12 protein-coding genes are annotated in these 13,748 nt (G+C 61.7%); 6 read left to right on the top strand and 6 right to left on the bottom strand.

What is annotated here, in order from left to right:
• Positions 1 to 117: 117 nt before the first annotated feature.
• The gene (locus BLT00_RS16085; protein ID WP_063320519.1) at positions 118 to 453 is read right to left on the bottom strand and encodes a hypothetical protein; all 336 of its coding nucleotides are present in this window, start codon (positions 451 to 453) and stop codon (positions 118 to 120) included.
• 246 nt (positions 454 to 699) lie between these two features.
• Between BLT00_RS16085 and BLT00_RS16080 the strand changes: the two genes are divergently transcribed.
• Positions 700 to 1,356 (top strand): polysaccharide lyase family 7 protein, encoded by a 657-nt coding sequence (locus BLT00_RS16080; RefSeq protein ID WP_092144519.1) that lies wholly within the window; start codon positions 700 to 702, stop codon positions 1,354 to 1,356.
• An 18-nt stretch (positions 1,357 to 1,374) separates the two neighbouring features.
• On the opposite strand, the gene BLT00_RS16075 is transcribed toward BLT00_RS16080, so the two are convergent.
• The 3 genes from BLT00_RS16075 to BLT00_RS16065 form a co-directional block, all read right to left on the bottom strand.
• The gene (locus tag BLT00_RS16075) at positions 1,375 to 2,607 is read right to left on the bottom strand and encodes a nucleoside permease (RefSeq protein WP_092144517.1); all 1,233 of its coding nucleotides are present in this window, start codon (positions 2,605 to 2,607) and stop codon (positions 1,375 to 1,377) included.
• A gap of 238 nt (positions 2,608 to 2,845) precedes the next feature.
• The gene (locus BLT00_RS16070) at positions 2,846 to 3,925 is read right to left on the bottom strand and encodes a sugar phosphate isomerase/epimerase family protein (protein WP_092144515.1); all 1,080 of its coding nucleotides are present in this window, start codon (positions 3,923 to 3,925) and stop codon (positions 2,846 to 2,848) included.
• Positions 3,922 to 5,097, bottom strand: coding sequence for a Gfo/Idh/MocA family protein (locus BLT00_RS16065; protein ID WP_092144513.1), 1,176 nt, complete (start codon positions 5,095 to 5,097; stop codon positions 3,922 to 3,924). The genes BLT00_RS16070 and BLT00_RS16065 overlap by 4 nt, the downstream gene beginning before the upstream one ends.
• Before the next feature lie 166 nt (positions 5,098 to 5,263).
• Here BLT00_RS16065 and BLT00_RS16060 point away from each other — a divergent pair, with 166 nt between their 5' ends.
• The 4 genes from BLT00_RS16060 to BLT00_RS16045 all read left to right on the top strand — a co-directional run bounded on the left by BLT00_RS16060 (position 5,264) and on the right by BLT00_RS16045 (position 9,939).
• Entirely contained in the window at positions 5,264 to 6,262 is a 999-nt protein-coding gene (locus BLT00_RS16060; RefSeq protein WP_092144511.1) for a LacI family DNA-binding transcriptional regulator, read from the top strand.
• A gap of 234 nt (positions 6,263 to 6,496) precedes the next feature.
• A complete protein-coding gene (locus tag BLT00_RS16055) occupies positions 6,497 to 7,447 on the top strand; it encodes a TAXI family TRAP transporter solute-binding subunit (protein WP_092144509.1) in 951 nt (316 codons plus the stop codon).
• A gap of 81 nt (positions 7,448 to 7,528) precedes the next feature.
• On the top strand, positions 7,529 to 9,556 hold the full coding sequence (locus BLT00_RS16050; RefSeq protein WP_063320512.1) for a TRAP transporter permease: 2,028 nt from the start codon (positions 7,529 to 7,531) through the stop codon (positions 9,554 to 9,556).
• Positions 9,553 to 9,939 (top strand): DUF1850 domain-containing protein, encoded by a 387-nt coding sequence (locus tag BLT00_RS16045; protein WP_063320511.1) that lies wholly within the window; start codon positions 9,553 to 9,555, stop codon positions 9,937 to 9,939. Before BLT00_RS16050 ends, BLT00_RS16045 begins: the two co-directional genes overlap by 4 nt.
• Positions 9,940 to 10,146: 207 nt before the next feature.
• On the opposite strand, the gene BLT00_RS16040 is transcribed toward BLT00_RS16045, so the two are convergent.
• Positions 10,147 to 11,238 carry an SMP-30/gluconolactonase/LRE family protein gene (locus BLT00_RS16040; RefSeq protein ID WP_072339579.1) on the bottom strand — a complete coding sequence of 364 codons (1,092 nt, stop codon included), beginning with the start codon at positions 11,236 to 11,238 and terminating at the stop codon, positions 10,147 to 10,149.
• A gap of 96 nt (positions 11,239 to 11,334) precedes the next feature.
• A complete protein-coding gene (locus BLT00_RS16035) occupies positions 11,335 to 12,465 on the bottom strand; it encodes a sensor histidine kinase (protein WP_092144507.1) in 1,131 nt (376 codons plus the stop codon).
• Positions 12,466 to 12,707: 242 nt separating this feature from the next.
• On the opposite strand from BLT00_RS16035, the gene BLT00_RS16030 reads away from it, so the two are divergent.
• On the top strand, positions 12,708 to 13,673 hold the full coding sequence (locus BLT00_RS16030) for an EamA family transporter (RefSeq protein ID WP_092144505.1): 966 nt from the start codon (positions 12,708 to 12,710) through the stop codon (positions 13,671 to 13,673).
• The last annotated feature ends 75 nt before the right edge of the window (positions 13,674 to 13,748 follow it).

The following is a 13,748-nucleotide window of genomic DNA, read 5'->3' as shown; positions in this document are numbered from 1 at the left end:
TCCCGCTGGGCGGCGAAGCGGCCCTTTTGCGATCGCTGCGCGATCGAGCGGGAGCAAGCTCCCTCGCCACAGGCAAGCGCCCTTACAACCGGCGCTCACCTACTCTAAAGCAGGGTGTCACTGAACGCTTTTCAGCTTGACCACGTCACCGGACACCGAGGTGGTGTAACCGGTCAGGACCCAGGCCCAGAACCAGTTTTCCTGGACTTGGGTGTTGATCATGGCGTCGCCGCCCTTGGCCTTGATCGCCGCGGTCTGGGCGCGTACGAAACGGTTGTTCTGGCGAATCGGGATCACGCCGAACAGCAACAGGCCGGTGGCCTTGGCTTCACTGTGGCCGACAACGGTGTATTGGCTGCTGTCGTATTGCTGGGTTTTCATCGGGGTGCCGGTGCAACCCGCCAGGGCCAGGCCGAACAGTGCGCAGGCGACAACTTTGCTGATTTGATTCATTTGACGCTCCATGGAAAGACGCCCGGGATCCGTCTCTCGGGCGGCGCGTACTCTAACCGATCAGCAACAAATTGACACACGATAATCCGCCCAATTCAGTGCCTGAAAGGCTCATCGCAGAGCCATCCGTCAGGTGCACCTCCAGCGAAACAGCCCATCGTCGATAACATGAAAACTGCGCCACGGAAGGCAGTTTCTGTCTTGACGGCCGCCAGGTAACGGCCGGTCCCGTTGGAGGGTTTTATCATGATTGACCTGAGTGTCTGGAACATTACCCTGCCCGTGCAAACGCCGGCGCAGGTCGTGGCGACCAAAGCCATGCCAACCCTGAAAAACAAGTATTTCGACAATAACGGCCAGCGGATCGTCTTCTGGGCGCCGGTCACCGGTTCCCATACCGGTAAAAGCGAATACCCGCGCTCCGAGCTGCGGGAAACCAGCAAGGACGGCAAGCTGCGCAACTGGCGCTACAACAGCGGCACCAATACCCTCAAGGGCACCCTGGCGGTGAACCAGGTGCCTTCCGAAGGCCGGGTGGTAGTGGCGCAGATCCACGCCAAGGACGCCCCTACGCCGTTGTTGAAACTGGTGTACCGCTACGCCAAGGGCACCGGCAATATCGACGTGGAATACCGGGTCAAGCCCAAGGACAAGAAGAGCCCGGTGATCTACACCGTGCCCAACGTGCCGCTGAACAAGGCCTTCTCCTATTCGCTGCAAATGGACAAGCAAGGCAAGCTCTCGGTGCTGATCGGCAACGCGGGTAAACAGGTGAAGTTGGACCCGTCCTGGTACGGCTATAACTTCTATTTCAAGGCCGGTGTCTACACCTTGGACAACAAGGGTTATTCCAACGAAGGCGGGAAAGTGACCTACACCAAGCTGGACGTCAGTCACAAATGACTGACGCCCAGCCCTGCTTCAAGCCTTTGACGACGCAGCGAGCGCTTGCTGGCCGCGGAAGGTAAACAGGAAGCAGAGCAACACCAGCAGCGCGAAACCGGCCGGGAACAGCCAGATGCTCTGCCAGTCATGACCGCCCGCCACGACGAAGTGATCGGTCACCTGCCCCGCCACCCAGAAGCCGATCAGCATCCCCACACCGTAGGTCGCCAGGGTAATCAGCCCCTGGGCCGAGCTGCGAAAGCGCTCCGGTGCCTTGGCATCGGTGTAGATCTGCCCCGAGACAAAAAAGAAGTCGTAGCAGATGCCATGCAGGGCAATGCCGGTGAACAGCATGAACGCCAGGTCGCCGTTATTGCCGTAGGCGAACAATAGGTAGCGCACCGCCCACGCCAACATCCCCACCAACAGCGCCAGCTTGATGCCGAAGCGCTGGATGAACAGTGGCAACAGCAGCATGAACAACACTTCCGAGACCTGCCCGATGGCCATCTTCGCCGTTGGGTTGGTCATCCCGGTTTCGGCCAGGAACGGGTTGGCATTCTGGTAATAGAACGCCAGGGGAATGCAGATCAGGATCGAGGCGATGAAGAACACCAGATAGCTGCGATCCTTCAACAGCCCCAACGCGTCCAGCCCCAGCAGCTGCCTGACGCCGCCCGCGCGGGCCTGTTCCTTGAGCGGCGCCGTGGCCGGCAGCGTGAAGCTGTAGAGCCCCAGTACCAGGGAAGCAACGGCCGCCATCAGGAACGTATTGCGCAAGCCGCCTGCCGAGATCGCTTCGCGCGAATCCCAGGCGAACACAAAACTGATCACCACGCCCGCGACGATCCAGCCAATCGTGCCCCACACCCGGATACGGGAGAACTCCAGCGCCGGATCGCGCATCTGCCGGAAGGCCACTGAATTGACCAGGGCCAGCGTCGGCATGTAGACCACCATGTACACCAGCACGTACGGGTAGAACACACTGAAATCCGCCGCCGAATACAGCTGATACAGCAACACCGCGCCGAGCAGGTGCAACACCGCCAGGATCCGTTCGGCGTTGAAGAAGCGGTCGGCGATCAGGCCGATGACGAACGGCGCAATGATCGCTCCCCACGATTGCGTGGAGAACGCCATGCCGATCTGCCCACCGCTGGCGCCCAGGGTGCTGGAGAGGAAGGTGCCGAGGGTGACGAACCAGCCACCCCAGATAAAGAACTGCAGGAACATCATCACGCTGAGGCGTGCATTCATCGTGGTCATGAGCGTCACCGTTTTATTGTTGTTCTTGTGAAGAAAAAAGCCTTGCACAGCTTTTGTGGCTTGCTTTTGTGGCCTGCTTTTGTGGCGAGGGAGCTTGCTCCCGCTGGGCTGCGCAGCAGCCCTCAAAACAGTCACCTCGGCCTACATCTACCTGATCCACCGAGTTGTCAGGTTTTAGGGCTGCTTTGCAGCCCAGCGGGAGCAAGCTCCCTCGCCACAGGGTCTTGGGGTGGAGCGGCTACCTCAACAGGCCCAACAACCGTCGATTGGAATCCTCATCCGCCGTGACGCTGGCAAAATCATCGAACGCCTTGCCGGTCTTGCTGATCATGTGCCGCTGGATGAACGCTGCCCCTTCTGCGGCGCCCTGTTGTGAATCCTTCAAGCAGCACTCCCATTCCAGGACCGCCCAACCGCTGAAATCGTATTGGGTCAGTTTGCTGAAGATCGATTTGAAATCGATCTGGCCATCGCCCAACGAACGGAACCGCCCGGGCCGATCGACCCAGCCCTGGTAGCCGCCGTATACCCCGGAACGGGCATCGGGACGGAATTCGGCGTCCTTGACGTGGAACATGCGGATGCGCGCGTGGTAGCGGTCGATGAAGCCCAGGTAGTCCATCTGTTGCAGCAGCAAATGGCTGGGGTCGTAGAGGATCGCCACCCGTGGGTGATGATCGACCGCCTCCAAAAAGCGCTCGAACGAGGCGCCGTCATGGAGGTCTTCGCCGGGGTGGATTTCGTAGCACAGGTCCACCCCCGCCACGTCGAAGGCATCGAGAATCGGCAACCAGCGCCGGGCCAGTTCGGCGAACCCCTGCTCCACCAGACCCGCCGGCCGCTGCGGCCAAGGGTAGAGATACGGCCACAGCAGCGCGCCGGAAAACGTCGCATGGGCCTTGAGACCCAGCCGCTGGCTGGCGCGGGCGGCCAGCTTGAGTTGCTCGATCGCCCACTCGGTCCGCGCCTGGGGCTGGCCGCGCAAATGGGCCGGGGCGAAGTCATCGAACAGCGCGTCGAACGCCGGGTGCACTGCCACCAACTGGCCTTGCAGGTGCGTCGATAACTCGCTGATCTCGACACCGGCCTGGGCACAGGTGGCCTTGAGCTCATCGCAATAGGCCTGGCTCTCGGCGGCCCGGGCCAGGTCTATGTATTGGGTGCCCGATGTCGGCAGCTGAATGGCCTTGTAGCCTTGCGACGCCGCCCACTGGGCGATGTTGGCCAGGGTATCGAACGGCGCTTCGGCGGACATGAACTGCGCCAGGAAAATACCTGGGCCACGCAGGCCGCTCGGTGGTGTGTCGAGGGTATTCACAACAGGGATGCTCCGGTTTGCACGGTGGTCCACTTCGCGTCGCCACGGTGGTTGAGGATGGCGGCCTCGATGAATGCCATGCCACGCAAGCCGGTCTCGATGCCGGGTACGCCTGGGGCGTCGGGGCCTTCGACATGGCTGCGAATAGCGTGGGCGAAATCGCCGTAGAGGTTGGCCATGGCTTCCAGATAGCCCTCGGGATGCCCGGCAGGCAGGCGCATGCGCCGCGTGGCCGCCGCGCACAGCCACGGCTGGCCGACGCCGCTACGCAGGATGCACAAAGGCTGGTCGAAGGCGCGATGGATCAGGCTCGCCGGTTCTTCCTGGCGCCACTCCAAGGCGCCCTTATCGCCGTAGACGCGAATCTTCAGCGGGTTCTCTTCGCCGGTGCAGACCTGGCTTGCGATCAGCACACCGCTGGCGCCACCCGCCATCTTGAACAGCATCGCAACGTCGTCATCCAATTGCCGGCCCGGCACATGGGTGCCCAACGTGGCGCATAGCTGCTGGATAGGCTGGTCTGCGACGAACTCGGCGAGGGAAAACGCGTGGGTGCCGATGTCGCCGATGCAACCGCCCAGGCCGGACTGGCCAGGGTCGTCGCGCCATTCGGCCTGTTTATTGCCCTGGGCGGCGACATCCTGGCTGAGCCAGCCTTGGGGGTACTCGACCAGCACTTTGCGCACCTGGCCGATCGCGCCCGAGCGCACCATCTCCCGGGCCTGCCACACCATGGGATAACCCAGGTAGGTATGGGCCAGCCCGTAGAGGCAACGGCTGCCTTGCAGCACTTCCCTGAGGGCCAGCAACTCGTTGAGGTCCAGCGCGGCGGGTTTCTCGCTGAACACATGGAAACCGGCTTTCAAGGCCTCGCTGGCGATGGGTGCATGAAGATGATTGGGGGTAACAATGACCAGCAATTCCATGCGCTGATCAAGCGGCAGCAGCGCTTCGGTGTCGAGCATCTGCTGCCAGTCGTGGTAGCAACGGGACGCGGCCAGGCCCAGGGCAGCGCCGGTCTGCCGAGTGTTGCGAGGGTCGCGGCTGAATGCGCCGCAGACCAGTTCGAAACCGCCATCCAGGCCCGCGGCCTGACGGTGGGCCTGGCCGATGAACGCGCCCTCTCCACCGCCGACGAAGCCCATTCTTATTTTTGGTGCTACAGGATTCATCGTGTTTGTCTTCCTGTCAGGATGATGATGTAACCGGTTACATCATGGCGAAAATCTAGGCTCAGTTTCCCCGCGTGTCAAACCCACAGGGTTCACCGTGGAATATTTGTGAGGCGCTCAACCTGCGGTAAGCTCCCCACCGTACCCCCTGTTCCCCGAGGTGATTTTGTCCAACATTCGTGAGGTGGCCCGGCTGGCGGGTGTTTCGGTGGCCACGGTGTCCAGAACCCTGAAATCGCCCGAGCGGGTACTCCCCGAAACACGGGACAAGGTCAACGCGGCGGTGGAACAGGCCGGCTATCGGCCCAACCTGATGGCGGTGCAATTTCGCTCCCGGCGCACCGGCAACCTGGTGATCCTGGTGCCGGCCATCGCCAACACGTTTTTCGCCCGGGTCATCAGCGGCGCGCAGCAGGCCGCGCAGGCGGCGGGTTATCGATTGCTGTTGTGCGACACCCAGGGTCGGACGCAGATCGAGCGGGAATTCGCCGCCCTGGTCTACGCCCACCAGGCCGACGGGGTGATCCAGTTGCGCGCCAGCGATCCTTTCGAATCGATGCCGGCAGGCATCGAAAGCCTGCCGCTGGTCAACGCCTGCGAAGTGGTCAAGAACGCCCCCTACCCGACCATCAGCCTCGACAACCGCGCCGCCGCCCAGGCCATGACCGAGCACCTGATCGGCCTCGGCCACCGCCGCATCGGCATCATCAAGGGGCCACGCAGCAGCCCCCTGACCCTGGATCGCGTGGCCGGCTACCAGGATGCCCTGAGCCAGGCCGGTATCGCCGTCGACCCCAGCCTGATCTGCCATGGCGACTTCACCTTGAAGGCCGGTGATGACGGGGCCGGCGCGATGTTGGCGCTGGCCGACCGCCCCAGCGCACTGTTCTGTGAAAACGACGAGATGGCCATCGGCGCGCTCAGGCGCATCAAGCAAATGGGCCTGCGGGTGCCCGAGGATATTTCCCTGGTGGGTTTTGATGACATCCCGTTCGCCGCCTACTGCGACCCGCCCCTGACCACCATTTCACAGCCTGCCGAAATCTTTGGGGAAAAAGCGGTGCAGATGCTGATTGCTCTGATCGAGAAGAAGCCGATTGCCGAGCGGCATGTGGTGTTGCCGTTCGAGTTGACGGTGCGAGGCAGTACGGCGCCCCAGGCCTAACAAGGGACCAGTGGCGAGGGAGCTTGCTCCCGCTGGGTTGCGCAGCAGCCCCGAAAGAGGCTGACGCAATTTTTCAGGCAGACCGTGTTTGTCGGTTTTACGACGGCTGCGCCGCCGAGCGGGAGCAAGCTCCCTCGCCACAGAAGCCTTTACGGCCACTCGACTCGCCATCACCCGCGCTTGAACTACAGTGGAAAGACTCTGCATAAGCCATAACAAGACGGAGAGGTCCCCATGCGAGTCAACAAGCACTTCACCCTCCTGGCCGCCGCGGCAGCCCTGGTGGTCAGCACCACGGTCCAGGCCGCCCCGGTGTACATCAACATCCTCACGGGCGGCACCAGCGGGGTTTATTACCCGATCGGGGTCGGGCTTTCACAGATCTACAGCAACGGCATCCAGGACGCCAAGACATCGGTGCAAGCCACCAAGGCTTCGGTGGAAAACCTCAACCTGCTGCAAGCCGGTCGTGGTGAGCTGGCCCTGGCCCTGGGCGACTCGGTGGCGGATGCCAAGAACGGCGTGGAAGACGCCGGTTTCAAGGCGCCGTTGACCAAATTGCGCGCCATCGCTGGCGCCTATCCCAACTACATCCAGATCGTCGCCAGCCAGGAGTCCGGCATCAAGACATTGGCCGACCTCAAGGGCAAGACCGTTTCCGTCGGCGCGGCAAAATCCGGTACCGAACTCAATGCCCGGGCGATATTCAAGGCTGCGGGGCTGACCTACCAGGACATGAAGGTCCAGTACTTGCCGTTCGCCGAGTCGGTGGACTTGATCAAGAACCGCCAACTGGACGCCACACTGCAGTCCTCGGGCCTGGGAATGGCGGCCATTCGCGACCTGGCCTCGACCATGGCGCTGAGCTACGTAGCGGTGCCCACCGATGTGGTGGAGAAAATCGGCAACCCGGCGTATCAGAGCGCAATGATTCCGGCCAATACCTACGATGGTCAGGCGGAGGCCGTACCGACGGTGGCCATCACCAACATCCTGGTCACCCGCGAGGATGTCCCGGATGAGGTGGCGTACCAGATGACCAAGCTGCTCTTCGAGAACCTCACTCGCCTGGGCACCTCCCATTCAGCGGCCAAGGACATCACCCTGAAAAACGCCGCGAAGAACCTGCCGATCGCACTCCACCCCGGTGCCGAGCGCTACTACAAGGAAGTGGGCGCGCTGTAACACCCTGCGTATCAACGGCGCCCATCGCCGTTGATACGTCGTGTTTTCGCCCCTTGAATGTGAACAGAAGGCAGGCACCTCATGAGTGAAGACCAGCACGGCATCGCCACGGACCCGCGAGACTGGCCCAAGACCCTGTTCTACGTGGCCTTGCTGTTTTCAATATTTCAGATCGTCACCGCCGCGTTTTCTCCGGTCTCCAGCATTGTGCTGAGGGCGGTACATGTCGGCTTTCTGTTGTGGGTGGTGTTCCTCAGCTACCCCGCGCATGGCAGGCAGCGCCCTTGGCAACCCTTGGCCTGGGTCTTGAGCCTGGGGGGCGTGGCGACGGCGCTTTATCAATGGGTGTTTGAGTCGGACCTGATCCAACGCTCCGGCGACTTGACCACCACGGACATGATCATGGGGATCGTCCTGGTCGTGCTGGTGTTCGAAGCCGCGCGGCGAGTGATGGGCATCGCACTACCGATCATTTGCGGCCTGTTCCTGGCCTATGGCCTGTTCGGCGAATACTTACCGGGCGACTTGGCCCATCGCGGCTATGGCCTCGATCAAATCATCAACCAGCTGTCGTTCGGCACCGAAGGGCTGTACGGCACGCCAACCTACGTGTCGGCCACCTATATTTTCCTGTTCATCCTGTTCGGCGCCTTCCTGGAAAAGGCCGGCATGATCAAGCTCTTCACCGATTTCGCCATGGGCCTGTTCGGTCACAAGCTCGGTGGCCCGGCCAAGGTGGCCGTGGTGTCATCGGCGCTGATGGGCACCATCACCGGTTCTGGCATCGCCAACGTGGTCACCACCGGGCAATTCACCATCCCGTTGATGAAGCGCTTCGGCTACAAGGCCGCGTTTGCCGGTGGTGTGGAAGCCACGTCCAGCATGGGCAGCCAGATCATGCCGCCGGTGATGGGCGCGGTGGCCTTCATCATGGCCGAAACCATCAATGTGCCGTTCGTTGAAATCGCCAAGGCCGCATTGATACCCGCCTGCCTGTACTTCGGCTCGGTGTTCTGGATGGTTCACCTGGAGGCCAAGCGCTCCGACCTCAAGGGCTTGCCCAAGGACCAATGCCCCAGCGCCTGGGGCGCGGTCAAGGACAGCTGGTTCCTGCTGATCCCGCTCGGGGTGTTGGTCTACCTGTTGTTTTCCGGACGCACCCCCCTGTTTTCCGGCATGGTGGGCCTGGCATTGACAGCCATCGTGATTCTCGGCTCGGCGATCATTCTCAAAGTCTCGAACTACGCGTTGCGCTGCGCCTTCTGGATCGCCTTGGGGCTGCTTTGCGTCGGTTTTTTCCGCTTGGGCATCGGTGTCGTGTTTGCGGTGATCGGCGTGTTGGTGGTGGCCTGCTGGTTCATGCAAGGCACTCGGGAAACCCTCGTCATCTGCTTGCATGCGTTGGTAGATGGCGCGCGTCATGCCGTTCCAGTGGGGATCGCCTGCGCCTTGGTGGGCAGCATCATCGCGGTGGTCTCGCTGACTGGCGTGGCCTCCACCTTTGCCGGCTACATCCTCGCCATCGGCCGGGACAACCTGTTGCTGTCGCTGATCCTCACCATGCTCACCTGCCTGGTGCTGGGCATGGGTATACCGACCATCCCCAACTACATCATCACCAGCTCGATCGCCGCACCGGCCCTGCTGGAACTGGGCGTGCCGCTGATCGTGTCGCACATGTTCGTGTTCTATTTCGGTATCTTGGCCGACCTGACGCCGCCGGTGGCGCTGGCTTGTTTCGCCGCCGCGCCCATTGCCCGGGAAAGTGGCCTGAAGATCAGCTTCTGGGCGGTGCGCATTGCCCTGGCTGGGTTCGTCATTCCATTCATGACCGTCTATAACCCGGCCCTGATGCTCCAGGGCGACAACCTGTGGATGACGGCGTACATGCTGATCAAGACGTTGTTGGCCGTCGGGCTCTGGGGCATGGCGTCCACCGGCTACCTGCAACAGAAAATGCCGATTTGGGAACGCTTGCTGTGTTTTGCCGCCGGCGCGTTGCTGGTGGTTGCCCTGCCCGTGACCGATGAGATCGGCTTCGTGCTGGGTGGGCTGCTGATTCTCCAACACGTCTGGCGCGCACGACGCAGTGGGCGGGCCTTGGCGTGATCGGTCTGTGCCTGGGCTTGTCCGGCGTGGTCTGGGCCCAGCTCGCCGTGGCCGATTTCACGTTGGCATGGAACCACACCATCGAGAAGATTCGCTGGGAGGAAGATTATCGCGTCAGCGAACAGGGCCTGATCCTGGGCGAGGCCAGGGTCAAAGGCAATGGCGCGGGCATGGAGATTCCCGACGATGCAAGGCTTGAAAACGGCAGCTGGCACTATCAACGCCAGGTGCCGCCCCTGCAACCGCTGAAACTGGGCCGCACGCCGCAGGCTGGCGACTATCAGTTATGTTTTGGTGGCGGTTGTCGGGCGATGAGTCATTGGCTGGGGCCGCCGACAGAGGGCCAGCCGACCGTGGAGCTATGGAGCTGCGGACAATCCTGAACCCATCAGAAAACACCGCAGGCACAGCGGACATCCTGTGGCCAGGGATTGCTCCCGCTGGGTTGCGCAGCAACCCCAAAGAGACCGAATGTTGAATGCGACCAACCAGGCACACCCAGGTGAATGGTTTTAGGGCTGCTTACGCAGCCCAGCGGGAGCAAGCTCCCTCGCCACAAAGTCCATCAACTCCGAGGGTGAATGTGTCACTCAGGCAAACGTCGCCCCTCGGGTATTCACGAACAGCGAATACAGCGAGTGGCTGCCGGCCATGAACAACCGATTGCCTTCCCGCCCGCCGAAGCAGACGTTGGGACAGCGCTCCGGCAGGGAGATGTGCCCGATGGCCTTGCCTTCAGGGTTGAACACCCGCACGCCGTCGAGTTTTTCCAGGTCGGCCTTGGGGTCGCCATTGCCGCCCCAACCGCACCAGAGGTTGCCGCTTTCATCACATTTGATTCCGTCGATCGCCGCGTAATCCAGGCCTTCGATGTGCTTGCGCCGCTCACCCAGCGTGCCGTCATCCTTGACGGTGATCGCCCAGATCAAGCGGTTGGGCTTGGCCCGGCCTTCGACCACGTAGAGGATTTTCTCATCCGGGGAAAAACACAGCCCGTTCGGCCCCGCCAGGTCGTCGATGACCCGCGTGACCTTGCCGGTTTCGCCATCGATGCGATACACCGCGTGAGGCTGGGCGGGGGTGACTTTGTGTCCCTCGTAATTGTTGCCGGTCTGGAACGGTGGGTCGGTGAACCACACCGAGCCATCGCGCTTGCACACGATGTCGTTGGGCGAGTTCAGCGGCTTGCCTTCGAAACTGTCCGCCAGCACGGTGATAGTGCCGTTGTGCTCGGTGCGGGTGATGCGTCGGCCTTCGCTGGCGGTGGTGGAGCCTTCGCACACCAGCAGCCGGCCCTGGCGATCGCGGCACATGCCGTTGGAGAAGTTGGAATTCTCGCGATAGACCGACAGGCCACCGGTAATTTCATCCCAGCGCACGATGCGGTTGTTGGGAATGTCGCTGACCAGCAGGTAACGACCGTCACCAATCCACACCGGCCCTTCTGCCCAACGCAAACCGGTGGCGAGTTTCTCCACGCTGGCATTGAAGATGCGCAAGTCCATGAAGCTGGGGTCAAGGATATTGATCAGCGGGTCTGGGTAACGCTGACTCAAGGGCTCGGCCTGAGCGAGCCCGGGCAGGTTGCCAAGGGCGGCCGCAGCAGCCGAGACCACCAGGGATTTTTTCAGGAATACCCGGCGGCCCTGATCGGCGGCGGTTGCAGATTGCGAAGCATCCATCGGTGCGTCTCCGTTAATTATTATTGGACGGGACGACAGTTTTACTACGTGATAAGACATCGTACAAGTATGCGAATCTGCTCTGCGCACAGTCGATCAGGCCGGGTTCAGCGGTATACGAACAGTAAAGGTCGTGCCGACTTGCGCCTCCGAGTGGACCTTGATGGTGCCCTGATGGGCCGATACGATCGCCGAAGCGATGTGCAGGCCAAGTCCGAGTCCAGCCGTGGAACCGTACTGCATTTCACTGCTGCACAGATTTCGGACCATTGGGTTGAAGATGTTGGCAATGGCCTCTTTCTCGATAGGCTTGCCCTGGTTGTTGATCGCGATCACGGCCATATCCTTTTCCACGCTCAACGAAACAGTCACCGGCGAGCCTTCGGCACCATGCTGGACGGCATTGCCAATCAGGTTGGCAAATACCTGCTCCATGCGGGCCGGATCAAACAGCGCCTCCAGGGCGCCGCTCGTTTTAAAGACAATTTTGCTTTCCGGGTGATAGGCCCGCGCCTCCTCCACCATACCTTCGCAGGCGGCCACCAGATCACCCTTGAAGCGCTGCACTGGAATGCCCGAGCCGAGTTGGGTGCGGGTGAAATCCAGCAGATCGCCGACGATTTTGTTGGCCCGCTTGACGCTGGTGTAGATGCGCGAAGTGATCTTGGTCGCCTTGGCGGGCAGGTCCCCCGCCCGCAGCAGCACTTCGGAACTCAGCAGGATCGCGCCCAAGGGGCTGCGCAAGTCATGCCCCAGAATCCCGAGAAAGATATTGCGCGACGCATCCACCGCCCCCGAGTAACTGACGACGGACTCGGCCAAGGCCTGGTCCACGGCCTCGTTGAATCGAATCAGATCGTCCATGACCTGTTTGTGATCCAACTGCGTGTGCGGCATCCAGAGCATAAGCACGCTGGTGCGCAGGGCCCGGTACTCGGAAACCATTTGCTCCACGGTAAAACCCGAGGACTGGCGGATGACCGCATGGGTTTCGGCGGCGGTTTCGGCATCAACCGGCGGGGCCTCGCCGTGGGACTTGGCAATCGCCTCATTGCGCGTTTGCGAGGTGCGCAGGTCAGCGGCGATAGTGCGCAGCATCTGCTCGGCATGGTCGCGCAGGGCCACGGAATCCATGCCAATGGATGCGGGGGTGATGGTTTTGGCGAAGTCTTCCCACGCCTGAAGAATCGGCTCGATATTGTCGAGAATGAAATCGGCCAGGCGCATGGGGCGGCTCCGCAAAGGGCAATGCTGTAAACGACACAACGGTCAGGTTGTTGTACAGCAAAGCGCAGGACAATGTGCGCGCGGTCATTCACTTAAAGGTAGAGCTCCCCCCGCAACCCCGACCTTGTCTCTTGTAATCCTATAGGGTAAAAACAGCCCTCAAAGTTGTACGACGACTTATAACTAAAAACAGCTGATCCAAGGCGATTTGCCTGGGCGGCCCACTATTGAGACACCCTGCCATGACTCGCCCCGCCGCTGCACCTGACGCCCCACCTCCATTGCCCCGTCACCTCGCGGTGCTCGTTCTGCTGTGCATGGGCTGTGCCTTTGCCGGCAATCATGTCGCCGCCCGAGCGGCGTTCGATGACGGTGCCGGGGTATTGCTGGCGATCCTGCTGCGCTCAGGCGGGACGCTGCTGGTGTTGGTCGCGATGGTACTGTGGCAACGTCAGAGCCTGCGTTTGCCGCCGGGCGCATGGCGTTGGCAAGTGCTGCTGGGGTTGCTCATCGCTGCGCAGAGCCTGTGCCTGTACTCGGCCGTGGCCCGGGTGCCGGTGGCATTGGCGCTGTTGGTGGGCAACGTCTTTCCGATTCTGCTGGCCTTGCTGACCTGGGCGCTGGGCGGGCCACGGCCCACTGCACGCACCGCCACGTTGATGGGGATGATCCTGGTGGGCCTGGTATTCGTGCTGGAGGTGCCGGCGCGGTTATCGTCTGAACAGAGCGTTGGCCCGCAATGGCTACTGGGGGTGGGCCTGGCCTTCTGTGCCGCTTGCGTGTTCGCTTGTGCGCTGTGGATCACCGACCACAAGCTGTCCCAGGTCCGTGGTTCGGTGCGCAGCCTGCTGACGATTTTCATCGTCTTCAGCAGCGTCAACCTCGCCGGCCTGACCGGTGCCCTGCCCGGCGGTTTCGACCTGCCAGCCAGCAGCACCGGTTGGTTCGCCCTGGCGACCCTGGTGGTGCTCTACGGCACCGGCTTCACTGTGCTGTTCATTTCCGTGCCCCGCCTGGACATGCCGCGCAACGCCCCGGTGATGAACATCGAACCGCTGGCCACGCTGCTGATCGGCTGGCTGGTACTGGACCAGATGCTCAACCCGGGCCAGGTGATGGGTGGCGCGATTGTGGTGACGGGCATCGTATTGCTGACCTATCGCAAGGTCGAGCGGGTCAAGGTGCCTGTGGCTGGAACAGCGAATTGAACTGACTGAACACCGTTGTGCCAGCTCGTAGAAAGTCTTCGTCCTCAGAAACTTGTTCCAAAACCGACAGTCCTA

Origin of the sequence: Pseudomonas sp. NFACC51, assembly GCF_900103575.1 — a bacterium.
Classification (GTDB): domain Bacteria; phylum Pseudomonadota; class Gammaproteobacteria; order Pseudomonadales; family Pseudomonadaceae; genus Aquipseudomonas; species Aquipseudomonas fluorescens_Q.
The sequence above is the reverse complement of the archived record's forward strand: the minus strand, read 5'-3'. Positions and strand labels throughout refer to the sequence as shown.